Annotated in this window: 11 protein-coding genes; 3 read left to right on the top strand and 8 right to left on the bottom strand. The window is 72.4% G+C overall.

From position 1 onward, the window contains the following. A partial coding sequence (locus ACZ3I4_RS47135; protein ID WP_465388716.1) for a cellulose-binding domain-containing protein occupies positions 1-581 on the bottom strand: 581 nt, incomplete at its 3' end. Positions 582-653: 72 nt separating this feature from the next. Beyond that, a complete protein-coding gene (locus tag ACZ3I4_RS47130; RefSeq protein ID WP_465388715.1) occupies positions 654-2039 on the bottom strand; it encodes a glycoside hydrolase family 10 protein in 1386 nt (461 codons plus the stop codon). A 574-nt stretch (positions 2040-2613) separates the two neighbouring features. Here ACZ3I4_RS47130 and ACZ3I4_RS47125 point away from each other — a divergent pair. Next, positions 2614-4155, top strand: a complete 1542-nt coding sequence (locus ACZ3I4_RS47125; protein WP_465388714.1) for a sigma-70 family RNA polymerase sigma factor — start codon at positions 2614-2616, stop codon at positions 4153-4155. An 18-nt stretch (positions 4156-4173) separates the two neighbouring features. On the opposite strand, the gene ACZ3I4_RS47120 is transcribed toward ACZ3I4_RS47125, so the two are convergent. The 5 genes from ACZ3I4_RS47120 to ACZ3I4_RS47100 all read right to left on the bottom strand — a co-directional run bounded on the left by ACZ3I4_RS47120 (position 4174) and on the right by ACZ3I4_RS47100 (position 9643). Then, positions 4174-4851: a FadR/GntR family transcriptional regulator gene (locus tag ACZ3I4_RS47120; RefSeq protein ID WP_465388713.1), complete on the bottom strand. Its 678-nt coding sequence runs from the start codon at positions 4849-4851 to the stop codon at positions 4174-4176. Positions 4852-4861: 10 nt separating this feature from the next. Further along, positions 4862-6046 (bottom strand): MFS transporter, encoded by a 1185-nt coding sequence (locus ACZ3I4_RS47115; protein WP_465388712.1) that lies wholly within the window; start codon positions 6044-6046, stop codon positions 4862-4864. A gap of 33 nt (positions 6047-6079) precedes the next feature. Continuing rightward, on the bottom strand, positions 6080-7450 hold the full coding sequence (locus tag ACZ3I4_RS47110) for a UTP--glucose-1-phosphate uridylyltransferase (RefSeq protein WP_465388711.1): 1371 nt from the start codon (positions 7448-7450) through the stop codon (positions 6080-6082). Positions 7451-7517: 67 nt separating this feature from the next. Further along, positions 7518-8057, bottom strand: coding sequence for a hypothetical protein (locus ACZ3I4_RS47105; RefSeq protein ID WP_465388710.1), 540 nt, complete (start codon positions 8055-8057; stop codon positions 7518-7520). Beyond that, on the bottom strand, positions 8054-9643 hold the full coding sequence (locus tag ACZ3I4_RS47100) for a serine/threonine-protein kinase (RefSeq protein ID WP_465388709.1): 1590 nt from the start codon (positions 9641-9643) through the stop codon (positions 8054-8056). The genes ACZ3I4_RS47105 and ACZ3I4_RS47100 overlap by 4 nt, the downstream gene beginning before the upstream one ends. Before the next feature lie 101 nt (positions 9644-9744). Here ACZ3I4_RS47100 and ACZ3I4_RS47095 point away from each other — a divergent pair, with 101 nt between their 5' ends. Continuing rightward, on the top strand, positions 9745-13164 hold the full coding sequence (locus ACZ3I4_RS47095) for a CHAT domain-containing protein (RefSeq protein ID WP_465388708.1): 3420 nt from the start codon (positions 9745-9747) through the stop codon (positions 13162-13164). 159 nt (positions 13165-13323) lie between these two features. Beyond that, on the top strand, positions 13324-14127 hold the full coding sequence (locus ACZ3I4_RS47090) for an Fpg/Nei family DNA glycosylase (RefSeq protein ID WP_465388707.1): 804 nt from the start codon (positions 13324-13326) through the stop codon (positions 14125-14127). Between the two features lie 2345 nt (positions 14128-16472). On the opposite strand, the gene ACZ3I4_RS47085 is transcribed toward ACZ3I4_RS47090, so the two are convergent. Then, positions 16473-16708 (bottom strand): hypothetical protein (locus tag ACZ3I4_RS47085; RefSeq protein ID WP_465388706.1); only part of this gene is annotated, 236 nt, incomplete at its 5' end.

Genomic DNA, 16708 nt, shown 5'->3' with positions numbered 1-16708 from the left:
GAGTAGTGCATGGTCGACGCCGAGTAGTAGTAGGCGTCCCCGACCCGGATGATGTCGCCGTCGGCGAAGTCCTGCCACACCACCGGATTGGTGAACGTGCTCGGCGCCGTCGGGTCCGGCGGCGCGGTCGTGGGCGGTGTGGTCGTGGCCGGTGGGGTTTCCGGCGTCGTTCCCCCGGTGCACACGACCCCGTTGAGGGTGAAGCTCCCCGGCGCGGGGTTGGCCGACCCGGACGTCGCGTTGAACCCGAACGACGCGCTGCCTCCGGTCGGCACGCTGCCGTTGTAGGCGGCGTTGGTCACCGTCACCTGCGAACCGGCCTGGGCGACCGAGCCGTTCCAGAGCTGCGTGACCGTCTGTCCGGCGGTGAACGACCACCCGAGCTGCCAGCCGGTGAGCGGATCGCCGAGATTGTCGATCGTCACGGAGGCGCCGAACCCGCCCTGCCACTGGCTGGTGACCGAATAGGTGACGCGGCAGCCCGCGGCGGCCCGGGCGCTGGTGGTGACGGCGGTGCCGGCGACGCTGACGGCGAGAGCGAGGCTCGCGCCGATCCAGAGGCGCACACGCGTACGGGGCATCCTGATCTCCTTCCCCCAGGGGTGCGTGCGGGTCCCGCCGGCCCGGTGTCCGGGCCGGCGGGCGGCGGGGTGTCAGCCGGCGGCGCAGGTGAGGCCGGAGCCGGGACCGGCGCCGGTGCCCTGGAAGCCGAACTCGGCGTAGCCGCTCGACGGGATCTGCCCGTTGTAGGCGACGTTGCGGAAGCTGACCGTGCCGGAGGTGCCGCTGCCGGACGCGTTCCAGCTGCCGGTGATGGCGCTCCCGGACGGCAGCGGCACGGTCACGGTCCACCCGTTGACCGGCGCGGAGCCGGCCTGGACGCGGACCGTGGCCACGTAGCCGCCGTTCCACGTGTTGAGCGAGACGGTGGCGCTGCACCCGGTGGCCGGCGGGCTGGTCGGCGGGCTCGTCGGCGGTCCGGTGGGCGGGCTGGTCGGCGGGCTGGTGGGCGGGCTGGTCGGCGTGGTCGGGCCGCCGGCGTTGAGAGCGTTCAGCACCGAGGTGTACGCGGCCTTCTTGTTGCCGGAGCCGTCGAAGAGCAGCGGGTTGGCCCCGGTACGCCACGAGTCGGTGTCGCGGATGCCCCAGACGGTGATGCCGGTGCACCGGGACACGGCCAGGCAGGCCCGGGTGACGGTGGCGTAGATGTTGGCCTGGTTGCCGCCCTGCTCGATGTCGAGCTCGGTGATCTGCACGTCGACGCCGAGGTCGGCGAAGCGCTGCAGGTTGGCCTGGTAGGACGAGTCGATGCCGGTGCCCAGGTGCGACTGGAAGCCGACGCAGTCGATAGGGACGCCGCGGGACTTGAAGTCGCGGACCATGTTGTAGATGCCGGTCGACTTCGCGTTGATGCCGTCGGTGTTGTAGTCGTTGTAGCAGAGCTTGGCGGCGGGATCGGCGGCCCGGGCGGCCCGGAAAGCGGCCTCGATCCAGTCGTTGCCGGTGCGCTGCAGGTTGGAGTCGCGCCGGCCGCCGCTGCCGCCGTCGGCGAAGGCCTCGTTGACGACGTCCCAGGCGTAGATCTTGCCCTTGTAGTGGGCGGCGACCTGGGTGACGTGGTTGATCATGGCATTGCGCAGGGCGGTGCCGGACATCGACTGGGCCCAGCCCGGCTCCTGCTGGTGCCACAGCAGGGCATGCCCGCGGACCTTCGCGCCCATGGACACACCCTGGTTGAGGATGCGGTCGCCGTTGGTGAAGGTGAAACGGCCCTGGGACGGCTCGGTGGCGTCCCACTTCATCTCGTTCTCGGGCGTGACGGAGTTGAACTCCGTGGTCAGGATGCGGGAGTAGGTGGAGTCGCCCAATCGGCCGGCGGCGATCGCGGCGCCGTAGTAACGGCCGGTCTGCGCGGCCGAGGCGCCCAGCGTGCTGGCCGCCTCGGCGGTGCCGATCACCGCGACGCTCGCGGCGATCACCACACCCGCGGCTGCTGCCGAGAGCAGCGCACTGCGAAGCCGGGGAATACGGGGATTCATCGGGGGATGGCCTTTCTGCGGGACGAGGAGGCGAACGGTGCGCGGGGAATTCGCACGCGACGCCTGGACTGGGAGCGCTCCCAGCTCAATCACGCATATTGCCAGGATGTTTCCAGGCCCTCAAGACGATCCGGCGGAGACTCAATCCCGGGGGATGGCGTAACAATTTCCGGCCGACGGCTTCCAGAATTTATCTACTGAAAAGTGGTTATGCGGACGGCTGCGGCCGAGTCGAACCGGGCCGAGCAAGGTGGAACGATCGGCGGGTGCTTCCGTAACACTTTCCGCCAAACTTTCTCTGCGGCCGCCCTTCTTGAGGTGGTGGCAGCGGCTTTCCTCGTTGGCCGGCGCAGCTCGATGTAGTGGTCGTCGGACGACCGGGCCTCGCCCTCTAGTCGTCGCCGGACCGCCGGCCCGGGCCGATATTCGAATGCGTGCGCAGCGCGGGTGCCGGCGCATTCAAGCCTCGCCTCCGAAATTTCGCCGTAATGGATCCACCGGCCCGCCGCATCGCGATTGTTGTCGTTATCATCGGTCTCGCTGATCGATGACGATCAGTGCGGAGGGAGATCTGGTGGTGACGGATGGCGGTGGGGCCGGACGCCATGCCCATAGCGAGGAAACCGGCCCGGGGATCGTCACCGGAAACGCCGCCGAACTGGCCGATCTGGTGATCGCGGCCCGGTCCGGTGACCGGCGGGCCGCGGAGGCGTTGATCTCGGCGCATCTGCCGTTGCTCTACCGCATCGTCGGCCGGGCGCTGGACGGGCACGCCGACGTCGACGACGTCGTCCAGGAAACGGTTCTGCGGGCGCACCGCGACCTGCCGGCCCTGCGCACCCCGGCGAGCTTCCGCTCCTGGCTGGTCGCCATCGCCATGCACCAGGTCAGCGGCCGGCTGCGCCTGCGGCAGCAGGAGCGGGAACGGGTCGCGCCGCTGGAGGAAGCCGAGCAGGTGGCCGACCCGGGCGCCGACTTCGCCGGTGTCACGGAGCTGCGGGCGGAGCTGTCGGCGCAGCGCAAACAGGTGGCCGAGGCGGCGCGCTGGCTCGACCCCGACGATCAGCAGCTGGCCGCCCTCTGGTGGCGCGAGGTGCTCGGCGAGCTCAGCCGGGCCGAGGTGGTGGCGGCGCTGGGGGTGAGCGCGGCGCACGCTCGCGTCCGCATCCAGCGCATGCGTCAGCAGCTCGAACTGAGCCGCCATCTGGTCGCCGCGCTCGAGGCCCAGCCGCGGTGCCCCGGTCTCGAGGCGGCGCTGCAGGGCTGGGACGGCGAGCCCAGCCCGCGCTGGCGCAAGCGTCTGGCCCGGCACCTGCGGGACTGCGTCTTCTGCGGAGCCGCGAGTTCCGGCTTCCTGCCTCTCGAACGTCTGGTCGCCGGCGCGGCGATGGTGCCCCTGCCGTTGATGGTGGGAGCGGCCACCGGTGGGGCCACCGCCGGGGCCGGGTCCGCGGTCGGTGCGGCGGCCACCGGGTGGCTGGGGCAGGCGGTCGGCGTCAAGGTGGCGGCCGCCGTGCTGGTCACCGCGACGGTGTCGGGGGGTGTCTATCTGTCCCGCCCCGAGCCGCCCCGCGTGGCGGCCTCACCGACGGCCACGCCGGCCCGCAGTTTCTTCAGTCCCCGGCCGTCCTCCGCCGCCGTCCCGTCCCGCGCGGCCACGGCGGCCGTCCCACCCCCTTCCCGTACGGCCTCGCCCAGCCCGACGGGCCTCGTGGCGCTCGGCCCGTCCGTGCTGCGGCCCGCGGGCCGGCCCGGGAACGTCATCACGGTGGATGGTGACAACCTGGTCGTGGCCACCGGCGTGCCCGCGAAGGTGGTCACCGTGGTGCCGGGCATCGCCGACCCGGCCTGCCTGTCGATGCGCGCCGCCGACGGCCGCTACGTGCGGCACGCTTCGTTCCAGGTGGTGCTGAACGCCGAGGAGGACCGGGATCTGTTCCGGCGCGACGCCACGTTCTGCCCCCGGCCGGGCCCGGTCGCCGGCAGCGTGCGACTGGTCTCGCTCAACTATCCGGACCGGATGGTGCGGGTGCTCGGCGACCGGCTGCGGCTCGACCCGCAGGAGACCGGCGACGCCTATCTCCAGGACTCGGCGTTCACGATCAGCGCCCGGTAGCCGGGGCGGCCTGATTGATCAGCACCCGGTAGCCGGGGCGGCCTGGTTGATCAACGGCTGGAGCAGCGTCGACATGGTGGCCGCGGCCCGGTCGGGATCGCCGCCGACGATCGCCTCGACCAGGTCGGCGTGCAACTGCGCCAGCTCGTCGGTCTCGCCCGCCACGTCGTGCAGCTGCACCTCCTCGAAGACGCCGAGCAGCCCCTCGTAAACGTCCTGCAGCAGGGTGTTGTGGGTGGCCCCGACCACCGCGCGGTGCAGGGCCGAGTCGGCGCGCACCCGCTCGTGGGCGTCCCCGCCGGCCCACGCGGTCTGCCGTTCGCGCAGCAGGGTGACCAGGCGCTCGGCGTCGGCCGCGGTGCGGCGGGTCGCGGCGATCCGGGCCGACGCGGCGTCCAGCGCCAGCCTCAGCTCCAGGCTGTCCCGGCGGGAGGTGGCGGCGACCCGGCGAGACACCGACGAGCTCAGGTCCGATGTCGACACCACGAACGTCCCGCGGCCCTGCTCGCGCCGCAGGATGCCGGCCTGGACCAGCGAGCCGATCGCCTCGCGCACCGTGTTGCGCCCGGCGCCGCTCCACTCGACCAGCTCGGGCTCGGTCGGGATCTTGCTGCCCACCGGCCAGCCGCCCTCGGTGACCTGCGACCGGAACAGCTCCGTGACCTGGGTGGTGAGGCCGGCGCGATCGAGAGGCACGGGGTGCAGCCTAACCGGCCGGCGCCGCGACCGGCCGGCACGCGGCCCACCCGGCGCCCAGGGTGATCAGCAGGGTGGCCGCCAGCAGCCCGTACGTGATGTTCCAGCCGCCGGTGAGCTGGTTGATCGCGCCGAGAGCGAGCGGTCCGACGCAGCCGATGCCGTAGCCGACACCCTGCACCACGCCGGACAGCCGGGAGGCAGTGGCCGGGTTGGCCGCGCGGGCGCCGATCAGGGTCAGGCAGAGCGGGAAGGTGCTCACCCCGAGGCCGAAAGCGGTGGCCCACAGGAAGGCGCCGGCCGCCGGGGCCGCGAGCATGCCCGCGTAGCCGACGCCCATCAGCGCCACGCAGACCACGACGATCGGGTACGGATTGCGCAGGCGGGTGGTCAGCGGCGGCACGACGAAGGCGGCGATCAGCCCGAGCCCGGCGAACCACGACAGCAGCAGCGCGCTCGCGGTCGAGCTCAGCCCGGCGTCCTCGAGCATGGTCGGGAACCAGGTCACCAGCGTGTAGACGTGCAAGGTGGTCATGGCCATCAGACCGATCAGGCCCAGCACGAGCGGCGTACGCCGGACGACACCCGTCGCGGCCGGGGCCGGTCCCTCGGTGCGGGGGCCCGGCCGGGGGACCGCGGCGAACCACAGCACCGCCGCGGCGGCGGTCACCACGGCCCAGGCGCCCGCGGCCGTCCGCCAGCCGTACGCGTGGGCCAGCGGCAGCGCGATCAGCGGCGCCGCCAGCTGGCCGACCTGCAGCAGGACCATGTACATCGTGCTGACCGCGTGCAGGCGTTCCGGGAAGTGCTGCTTGACGATCGGGATCAGGATGACGTTGCAGGCGCCGACACCGGCGAACGCGACGACGCTGGCGACGATCATGACGGCCGGCGACCAGGCGAACGCGCGCACCAGGATGCCGGCGGTCGTGGCGGTCACCGCGAGCGCGGCCGTCCGTTCCAGGCCGAGCCGGCGGGCCAGCGGCGGGGCGGCGAACGCGGCCACCGCGAAACAGGCTGTCACGATCGTGCCGATGGCGCCGGCGACGACCGGCCCGAAGTGCAGGTCGTCACCGGCCTCCCCGGTCAGCACGCTGAAGCCGGTCACGGCGGTGCGCAGGTTGAGAGCGGTCAGGGCGACCGCGAGGAGGATGCCGCGGTGTAGCCGGGGCGGGTCGAGCACTGTCGTGGACACCCCGGCAGTCAATCATGGGATGATGGGATGAATCTAGGGCAGGACTTCGTTGTCGTCGACCCGGCGCGGTCCGGTCACCTGGGCGTCGCCCTCGACGACCACACCGGCGCCGAACGTGACGTCGCCCTCGACGCGCAGCCTGGTGGCGCGGCGCAGCGACGGCGGGCCGGCCGGGAAGCGCCGCTCGAACTCGGGCATCAGGCGGAAGTGCTCCGGGTCCAGGGTGACGACCGGTCCGGAGCCGTCGAAGGCGGGGGTCATCTGCCCGTCGGCGGTCAGCTCGTAGGCGTCCGACCGGACCACGAGCAGGTCGTCGGTGGTCTTGACCGGCGCGAACCGGGTGCGTGGCACCAGCACCGGCCGGGCCCCGGCGATCGAGCCGATCGCCGCGCCCATCGCTGTCTCGAGCTGGATCACCGGCGTACTGGAAGGATCCTTGGGGTCGACGGTCTTGCGGTTGACGATGAGCGGCAGCGCCGGAGCCGCCGGGTCCGCCTGCTGAAGATCCCGCAGCGCCCGCAGGTCGATCCACAGGTTGTTGGTGTTGTAGAACCGCCACCGCTCGACATCGGTGAAGGAGTCGTCGCCCTCGGGCACCTGCGCGGTCTCACGTAGCACGACCCGGCCGTCGTGCCGGGCGAGGTGCCCGCCCTTGCGATCGGCGGATGTTCCCCGTACGGCCTCCATCGCGAAGGGAATCCCCTCGGCCGCGACCCAGGCGGCGACCCGGACGTCGACGGTCGCCCCGAGGTTGTCCGAATTCGACACGAAGCACCAGCGCAGGCCCGCGTCCAGCAACTGGTCGAGGGTCCCCGAAGCGGCCAGCGCGGTGTAGAGGTCGCCGTGCCCGGGCGGGCACCATTCCAGCTCCGGATCGGCCGGCCACTCCACCGGGTGCAGGTCGTCGGCGCGCAGCTTGGGCTCACGACCCTGCAGGAAGTCGCGGGGCGTGGCCTGATCGCGCAGGCCGTCGTAGCGGTCGAGCACGGCCAGCGACGGCCCGCGCGTGACGGTCGAGTTCATCAGAAGCAACGGCAGCCGTACGCCGTAGCGCTGCCGCACGGCCAGCACCTGCGTGGCGATGACGTCGAGAAAGCTCATGCCCGGCTTGACCTCGAGCAGCGACTTCGGTCCGGTCAGGCCCATGCTCGTGCCCAGCCCGCCGTTGAGCTTGACCACGACCAGACTGTCGAGCACCTCGCGGGCCCGCTCCTCCGGCGGCTCGGGCAGGTCCTCCAGCCGGGTCACGTCGTCGAGCGGCTCCAGGGTGTCGCCCGGAAGCAGGCCGGCCCGCGACTCGCTCAGCTGCTCGAGGCGCCGGCGCAGCGCCGCCAGTTCGGCCGGGTGCGCGCCGGCCTTCTCCGCCTTGGTCAGCGTGGCCGAAACATAAGCGGGCACGGTCATATGTCGCCCCTCCGTGGTGGGATTGCACCGAGATGCCTTCAGTTCCCAGTATCGGGGTTTTGTATCGTCACGGCGTGTAGACGACGGCCATCCGGGTGATGACGCCGTCCTTGGTGACCACCGCGACCATGGCCTGCTTGTTGAGCTCGGACCAGGCGGCGAAGCGCTTCCGCGTCATGGGGTAGGTGCCGCCCTTCTCGGGCGCCTCGACGGCGACGTCGCCGTTGGGCATCTCCCACGTGAAGTATTTCGCGTCCGCGCCGACCGGGACGGTGACCTTGGTGTGGCTCTCCTCGGTGACGTACGCGTGGTTGACGCACCGGCCGTCCGTACGCTTGATCTTGAAGGTCCGGCAGTACGCGTCGCCGGTCATGAAGATGATCGGCTCGACCACGGCGGAGGCGTTCCCGGCGTCGTACTCGTGCAGGTTGACCACCGAGGTCGTGCTGCCCTGGGTGAGGTCGGCGAACCGGGGCCGCGGCGCGGCCGTGCTCTCCACCGGCGCCCGCGACGCCGACACCTCGGGCGCCGGGGCCGCGGATCCTTCCGGTGTGCCGGTGCCGCAGCCGCCGGCCAGCAGCACCAGCAGGATGACGAGTCGCTTCACAGCTTGACGACCTCCGCACGAGTGAACGCGGCACGGGCGTCGCCGCTGATGACATCGTCGAGGACGCCGAACGTCACCCGGCCCGCGCTCGGCGACGATCGGCCGAGCGCCTTGGTCAGCCGGGCCGCGCCGTCCACCGAGACGGTCACTTCGGCGCCGCGCACGACGACCTCGACCTCGCGGACGCGTCCCGCCGCGGCGCTGGGGATCGCGACCTTCTCCTCGCCGACGACGCCGTCCGCGGTGTCCACGCCCAGCCGGACCTCGTTCTCGCACAGCGACACCAGCGACGCGTTCGTCCCGGCCAGGCGGAACCAGATCGCCGCACACGATCCCGGGGTCAGGACCGCCGCGCCGACCCTGATCGCCTGGTCCTTCGCGAACGAGTCCGGCGGTCCCGGGCAGCGGAACACCGCGGCCATCCCGGTCCGGGCCTCGAGCCGGCCGTTCTCGAAGACGCACTGGCCGTCGACCTCGTTGCGCGACTCCCGCCACTGACCGGGCCGGTCCAGACGGTCGATGATCGCCAGACCGCCGGCGGCCCGCTGCCAGGACGGGGCGGGCGCCGGGGCCGCGCCGGTGGGCTCGTCCCGCTGGCCCGGCGAGTGGGCCAGCACCAGCCCGGCCACGCCCGCGACCAGCACGGCCGCCCCGGCCAGGACCGCGCGCCGCGTCCGGCTCCGGCCCGGACGGCCGCGGCCTCGCCCGCGTTGCGCGGCCGCGGCCGCCTCCAGAACCTCCAGGCGGACCGGCACGGTCTTGCCGGCGGTGTCCACCTCCAGCAGCAGTTCGAGCAGCTCGTGCGCGGTGGGCCGGTCGGCCGGGTCCTTGGCCAGCGCCCGGGCGACCACCCCCTGCAGCGGCTCCGGCAACCCGGACAGCTCGGGCGGCTGGGTCAGGATCCGGGCCGCGGTGGCCGTGGGCGAATCGGCCCGGAAGGGGGTGCGGCCGGTGCCGGCGTACGTGACCACCGCGCCCCAGGCGAACACGTCGGCCGCCGGGCCCACCTCGCCGAAGTGGTCGGCGTCGAAACGCTCCGGGGCCATGTAGGCGACCGTGCCGACCATCTGATCCGTACGGGTGTGCTGGCTGGTCGCCTCGAACGCGCGGGCGATGCCGAAGTCGATGACCTTGGGCGTGCCCAGCGCCAGCAGGACGTTGCTCGGCTTGAGATCCCGGTGGATCACCGAGGCGCCGTGGATCGCGGCCAGCGCCGTCGCCACCCCGACGGCCACGCTGTGCAGACTGCCCCCGGTCAGCGGGCCGTCCCCGTCGATCACCTCGGACAGGCTGGGCCCGTCCACGTACTCGACCACCAGGTACGGCGTGGGATGGTCGGGGTCGGCGTCGAGCACCTCGGCCGTGCAGAACGGCGGAACCTGACGAGCCCGGTTGACCTCGCTGCGGAACCGGCCGCGGAACTCGGTGTCGTTCGCGTACTCGGGGCGGATCATCTTGACGGCGACCAACCGGCCGCGGGCGTCCTCGCCGAGATAGACGGCTCCCATCCCGCCCCGGCCGAGCCGCCCGAGCAGCCGGTAGCCGCCCAGTTCGGCCGGATCGCCCGGAAGGAGTGGATCAGTCACGCGCAGGACGATACAACGACGGATCCGTCCCCGCCGATGGCGGCTCTCCCGGTCGTCCGTCAGTACTGGGGGACCGCAGAATGTCCTGACTGGAGGATGGCATGCCCGGAACCGCCGCCGAACTCGTGCCGGGCGGCCTGCTCGACCGGCTGGCCGCCACCGCCGATCCGGACACCCTCTCCCCCGTACGGGCCCTGATGGCGTCGGGCGCTTCGGCCCGCGCGCTGGCCGTCCTCGGCGACGGGCCCGGCGGGGACCCGGTCACGCTGGCCGCTTGGCGCCATTTCGCCTGGCACACGTGCTGGCTGTCGCTGCCGGACGGGGACGGGCGTCCGTTCGGGCACCTGATCCGCCGCATGCTCGAGCAGCCGCCCCGGCCCCGGCCGGAGACGATCGTCCGGGCCGAGGACTGGATCATCGGGCAGCTCCTCACCGACCTGCGCAACACCCGGGCCACCGCCACGATCCGCCTGCTCGCCGGTGAGCCCGGCGGCACCCCGGCCGACGGCATCGCCGCCATCGACGAGGCCCGCGCGTACCTCGGAACGCGGATCGACCTGCAGGGCCACCTCGACCTGCTCGCCGCCGACATGTCGGCCCGGGCCGCCGGCCGCGCCGCCACCGAGCATCACCTGCGCTCGGCGCGACAGCGGCTGACCGCGGCCGGCGACACGAAAGGCCTGGCGGCCGCCTCCCTCGTCGCCGGTGACCTGCTGGTGTCGCCGCTCGGCTGGAACTGCGTGCTGACCTACCAGCCGAACACGCCCGGCGTCGAGCTGCCCGCCCCGGTCGAGGCCGGCGAGCTCACGGCCTCATCGGCGGACATCGCCGCGGCCCGCCGCGAGTACGCCGACGCCGCGGACCGCTATGCCGGCGACGAGGCGGGCCGGGCCGCCGTCACCCTGCGCCACGCCTATCTCGAGGTCCTGCAGGGCCGGCCCGGCGAGGCGGTCGTGCTCGCCTCGCGGGCCCGCCGGGGCTTCGCCGCCGCCGGGCGGCCGCTGGACGAGGCCATCGCCGCCGTTCACGGCGCCCTGGCCGGCGTGGCCGACGACGTGCTGCCCGCCGACGCCGACGCGGCCGAGCTGGTGGTCGCGGCCGGGCCGGAAGTCATCGGGCCCGGCCCCGCCCTCGGGCTCGGCCTGCTCTGCAGCCGGGCCGGATGGCAATGGGCGACCCGCCGCGGCGCGGCCGAGCGAGGATCGGCCGCGCTCGGTCTGGCGTCGCGCGTCTTTCAAGGGCTGGGTGAGCCGGTCCCGCACAGCCAGGCAGTGGTGGCCGCCGGTTCGATCGCCGCCGCGGTGGGCGATGTCGCGGGGGTGCGGCTGGCCGTCCACGACGCGCTGGCGGCCGACAGCGAACCCCTGGCCGAGCCGGCCGACCCGTCCGATCCCCGGCGGCAGCGCCGCGCCCTGCTGGCGGTCCGGCTGCACGTGCTGGCCAACGAGATCCGCGACGTGGCCGGCATGGAACGCGCCAGCACCGCCCTGCAGGAGGTGCTGGAGCCGGTGCGCCGCGGGCTGAACGGCTACACCGGGCGGGCGCTGGCCTTCGCGACCCCGTTGCTGACCCTCCCCGACATGATCGGCAGCCCGGTTCGCGGGCTGGTCTACCAGGCTCGCGCGGCCCGGGACGCGGGCGACGGGCAGCTGGTGGAGCGGCTGATCCACGAGGCGCGGGCCGCGATCGGCGGCGACTTCGACGAGGCGGTGGTCAACGCGTACGCGGGGGATGCCGGTGTGGCCTCGGCGGCGTTCGCCCGCTACGTCGCCGCCGAACTGGCCGGCGCCGAGGCCGGCAGCCTGGGATGGCGCATGCTGCACATTCAGGGCCTCGCGTTTCAGCTCAACGTCGGGGACCGCGAGTCCGCCCGCAGCCACTACGACGCGTTACGCGGGGCCCGGCCGGACTGGTGGAGCGGGATCGGGCCCCGCTGGGAGCACCTGGACATGGTGGGCCGGCTGCTCGAACAGGAAGGCGACCTGACCGGCGCGCTCGGGCAGTTCGACCAGGCTCTGGCCGAGATCGAGCAGACCCGGGGCGGTCTGCGCCGCGACGAGCTCAAGACGTCCTTCTTCGCCGTGGCCGGAGTGCAGAACACCTACCTGGACGCCGTGCGGACCGCCCTGAAGCTGGCCAAGAGCAGCCCCGATCCGGCGGCCGGGCACGCGCGGGCGTTCGGTTACGCCGAGCGGGCCCGATCGCGCGCGCTGCGGGACCTGCTGGCGGCCAACCTGGACGCCGCCGGGGCCGGGCGGCCGGCCGCGCTGGTCGAGCGGTGGCGGACGGCCGGGGCGCAGGTGACGCTGGCCCAGGACCGGCTGGCCGCCGCTTCCTCGGCCGGGTCGCGCGCCGCGCTCGCCACCGCCCGCTCCCGCCTGGAAGCCGTCGAACGCGAGCTGCGCGACGCCGACCCGCGTTTCTGGACGGCCGTCAACCCGCAGGCCGAGGTGGACGATCTGGCCACAGTGGCGGCCGGTCTGCCCGAGGGGGTCGCGCTGATTCAATACGTCGCCGGGTCCGACGAGCTGCTGGGCTGGGCGGTGACCCGCGACGGGATGACCTGCCCGTATTACCGGAACACCGCGATCGCCGGCCCGGTGTCCACCATGGTCGACGCGTGCGCGTCGGGGCGCCCGTACGGGAAGGCCGCTGGTGATCTGGCCCGGCTGCTGCTCGAACCGCTGCGCCCGGTCCTCGAAAAGAGCACGGCCCTGCTGATCATCCCGTCCGGTCCGCTGGCCCGCCTGCCGTTCGGCGCGCTGCCCTGGGGCGGTGGCCCGCTCGGCGTGGTGCGGCCGATCACCGTGCTGCCGAGCGCCGGCCTGCCCGCGGCCCGGCCACCGCGTACGGCGGGCGGGCGGCCGCTCGTGGTCGGCAACCCCAGCGACATGGCCTTCGAGGCGACTCCGCAACCGGCCTTGCGGGGCGCGGCCGCCGAGGCCGAACGGGTGGCGGCGACCCTCGGCGACGCGGTTCTGCTGCTGGGCCCGGACGCGACCAAGGAAAAGGTGCTCCGCGCGCTGGCCGGTGCGCCGGTCGTGCACTTCGCCACGCACGGCGTGCTCGACGCCGACGCGCCGCTGGGCACGGCGATCCTGCTCGCCTCGGGGGAGTCGATCACGGCGGCGGAGTTCTTCGGCGTACGCCTCGACGCCGACCTGGTCGTGGTGAGCGCGTGCCGCACGGGCACCGGCACGGTCGTGCGCGGCGACGAACTGCTCGGTCTGGGCCGGGCGCTGCTGGCCGCCGGGGCGCGGTCGGTGCTGCTGACCCTCTGGCCGATTGACGACGCTTCCGCGCCCCTGCTGATGGCCGAGTTCTACCGCCTGCGCATGAAGGGCACGCCCGACGCCGTTGCGCTGCAGCGGGCCGTCGCCTCTCTGCGCGATTTCGACGGGGAGTCGCTGGAGGGGGCGAAGGTCCGCGACCTGGGCGCCGGGGGCGGGGCGCCGTACGAGCATCCGCTGCACTGGGCGCCGTACGTGCTGATCTCCCGGTCCACCGCCTTCATTTTGTGAGGTCGTCGAGGATCACGGTCAGCGGTCCGTACGTCTGCTCGGTCACCGACCAGTGGGCGTCCGCGTCTCTCCCTCACCGCCCGTCTCTCCCAGCTCGCCCCGGGCTCTGGCGGAGACCTCTCCGGTAGGACAGACGAGTCCGTCGGTAAGTTGGTCATCATGCCGGAGCTGCCCGAGGTCGAGTCGGCGCGCGCGGTCATCGAACGGCGCGGACTGGGCCGCACGATCACCGAGGTGGACGACTCCGACACCTACGTCTGCCGCCCGCACCACCCCGGCCAGATCCGGGACGCCCTGCTGGGCCGCACGCTCGTGGCCGCGCACCGCCGCGGCAAGAGCATGTGGTGCGACACCGGCGACGACGGCCCCGAACTGGGCATCCACCTGGGCATGTCCGGCAAAATCGTCATCGCCGACCCGGACGGCACCGAGGTCGACGGCGGCGACTACTGGGAGGGCCGCCGCGGCAAAGGCGACTACCGCTGGTCCCGCTTCGAGCTGACCTTCACCGACGGCGGCCGGCTGTTGCTGGTCGACCCCCGCCGTCTGGGCCGCGTCCGCCTGGACCCGCCGGTCGACTCCCTGGGCCCCGACGCCGCCACAATCACCCCAGCCCAGTTCCGCGCGGCGCTGGCCTCCGGCACAGCCCCCATCAAGGCCCGCCTACTGGACCAGGACGCCATAGCCGGAATCGGCAACCTGCTGGCCGACCAGATCCTGTGGTCAGCCCGAATAAACCCGGCCCGCCGCGTAGACCGCCTGACCCCCGACGACCTGGACCACTTGCTGACCGCCACCCGCCGAGCAGTCCGCGCGGCCATCAAGCACGGCGGAGTACACACCCTGCGTTTGATCCCCCACCGCATCGCAGGCGGCCACTGCCCCCGAGACGGAGCCCCCATGGCCAAAAGCACAGTCGGCGGCCGTACGAGCTGGTGGTGCACCCAGGAACAGCCCACCTGACAGCCGAATGCGGCGGAACCAAATGCGAACGCAGACTTTGACTTCTATCGCCTCGACCACAGAATGGTGAGTTGCACAAACCCGGCGGCATATTACGGCATCAAGTGTCACCGCAACCCACCACGAAGAATGCCCAAAGTAATCCACCAAATGACCACAAGGGCGCAACCCGCCCAGCACCCGCCAGGATTCATCGCGGCCCGCGAGCTCAAGGCCACGCAAAGCCCGAACAGGCGCTGGGGCCTTACCCCTGATCTTGGACACTTTGAACCTGGGATTTCTGCTGAACAAGCACTATCCGCCGGAGTCCAAGGTTGACGCTGTCGCGTTGTATCCGTCGAGGCCGAGCGCGACGATGGCGCATCCCTGACAACCTGCGAGTCAACCGGGAGACGTTGCGGACCTGGATCCGCGCCGATGGCCAGCGGCTTGGTGCGACGCCCGGTCCGCTGGGCGTGCGGGCAGCGCAGGCGCCGACCGCGGTCGAGCAGGAGAACGCGGAGTTGCGCCGGTGGGTCCGCGAGCTTGAGGAGGAGCGCGACATCCTGCGCAAGGCAGCCCGGTATTGCGCCGGCGAGCCGCTTCCAGCTCATCCTGGACAGCCAGGAACGATCGACCAGAAGTTCCGGATTCCCGCGACCAGGCACCCCCGCCGGACAACAGGTGCGGACCACGAATCCGGACCGACCAGGCGAAGTGCGTCGACCGCCGCCGGCTGCTGATTCGCAAGGTCCCAGTTCGGGCAGAGGCGCGGCCGGTGCCCCGGGCGGCAAGGTCGCTCTCGCAGACGCGGGACGCAATGCCACAGGCGTCGGCGTATGACGCGATGCCGCGACCGTAGTCGGCGGACGGGAGGCGGCAGCCTGTGGCGTGGGCAGCGCGCCGCATCCGGTAACGCGGGACCCGATGCCACAGCCGCAGACGCGAAACACGATGCTGCAGCCGCGGTAGCGGGGACGCGATGCCGCGGTCGTAGACGTGGGACGCGGGGAGTGGCCGGTGGCGCGGACGGCGTTGTCGTACCCGTGCCGTGGGACGCGATGCTGCAGCCGCAGTGGTGGTCGCGATGCCGCGGTTGCGGATGTGGGACGCGGGGCAGTGGCCGGCAATGTCGTACCCGTGACGTGGGACGCGATGCTGCAGCCGCAGTGGTGGGGCGCGATGCAGCGGTCGCGGATGTGGGACGCGGGGGAGTGGGCGACGATGTCGTACCCGTGACGTGGGAGGCGATGCTGCAGGCGCAGTGGTGGGGCGCGATGCCACAGTCGTGGACGTGGGACGCGGGGCAGTGGGCGACGATGTCGTACCCGGTGACCTCTGATGCGATGCTGCAGCCACCAGTGGTGGGGGCGCGGTGCCACGGACGTGGGACGTGGGACGTGCGGCAGTGGTCGGCAACGCCATACCCGGTGACGTGTGATGCGATGCCGCGGTCGCCGGACGCGACGCTGCAGCCGCAGACGTCGCACGCAATGCCGCGGCCGCAGTCGCAGGACGCGGGGGAGCGGCCGGTGGAGTGGGCGGCAATGCCGTGCCTGGTGACGTGTGATGCGATGCTGCAGCCGCGGTCGCCGGACGCGATGCTACAGCCGCAGACGTCGGACGCGATGCCGCGGCCGCAGTCGTGGGAGGCGTGGGAGCGGCCGGTGGAGTGGGCGGCAATGCCGTACCCGGTGACCTGTGATGCGATGCCACGGCCGCAGTCGCCGGACGCGATGCCACGGCCTCAGTCGCGGGACGCGATGCCGCGGCTGTAGATGCGCGACGGGAGGCAGCGGCCGGTGGCGTGGGCGGCAACGTCGTACGCGGTGAAGTGGGACGCGACGTTGTAGCCGCAGTCACGGGCTGCGATGCTGCGGCCGTAGGTGCGCGAAGCGAGGCAGCGCCCGGTGGCGTGGGCGGCAGCGCCGCATCCGGTGAAGTGGGACGCGACGCTACAGCTGCAGAAACGGAACGCGTCGCAGCGGACGCGGGACGCGACGCTTCAGACGTAGGACGTGACGTCGCGACTGGCGCCGTGGGGCGCGAGGTCGCAGACGACCGGTTTGCGGCAGCGGAAACAGGGGGCGCCGAGGTCGCGGGTCGGCTCGCGTTGTCGCGGGCAGCGGGCATGACAGGCGCCGCCGCGCCGCAGCCCCGCACGCGTTGCAATTTCGCTGCGTGGCGCCGCCGCAGGCCCCATTCACGGTGTCGTTCATGTTCGCGCCGAAATTCGTCCCGGCTTGCCGAATAGTTGCGTGCCGCTGTGCGGTCACGCATTTTCGATATCTCGGCTCGGCCGAACAATGACATCTGCGCCATGCACAAATTATCCCGCAGCCAATCTGCGCCACATCAGTATTCGATCATGCCAAAATGCCGTTTAACAAATTGTTCAAGGGATTCTCGGAATGCAAATAACTTTGCAATAGGACGACCTGGGCCAGCCACGAGCAGGCCGCGTGACGGCGGCCGATGGAGCCGCGGATCCGGACAAAACGGGTCCGCGGGCTGAGTCGGCCGGGCAGATGGGTGCTCGGGCTGAGTCGGCCGGGCAGATGGGTGCTCGGGCTGAGTCGGCCGGGCAGATGGGTGCTCGGGC

The organism is Actinoplanes sp. NPDC021490, assembly GCF_055562135.1.
This window is presented reverse-complemented; position numbering and strand designations above follow the sequence as displayed.

What these genes read in the sequence shown, in the direction of transcription:
- ACZ3I4_RS47130 (WP_465388715.1), bottom strand. Translation starts at nt 2,039, where the DNA reads ATGAATCCCCGTATTCCCCGGCTTCGCAGTGCGCTGCTCTCGGCAGCA.
- ACZ3I4_RS47110 (WP_465388711.1), bottom strand. Translation starts at nt 7,450, where the DNA reads ATGACCGTGCCCGCTTATGTTTCGGCCACGCTGACCAAGGCGGAGAAG.
- ACZ3I4_RS47095 (WP_465388708.1), top strand. Translation starts at nt 9,745, where the DNA reads ATGCCCGGAACCGCCGCCGAACTCGTGCCGGGCGGCCTGCTCGACCGG.
- ACZ3I4_RS47090 (WP_465388707.1), top strand. Translation starts at nt 13,324, where the DNA reads ATGCCGGAGCTGCCCGAGGTCGAGTCGGCGCGCGCGGTCATCGAACGG.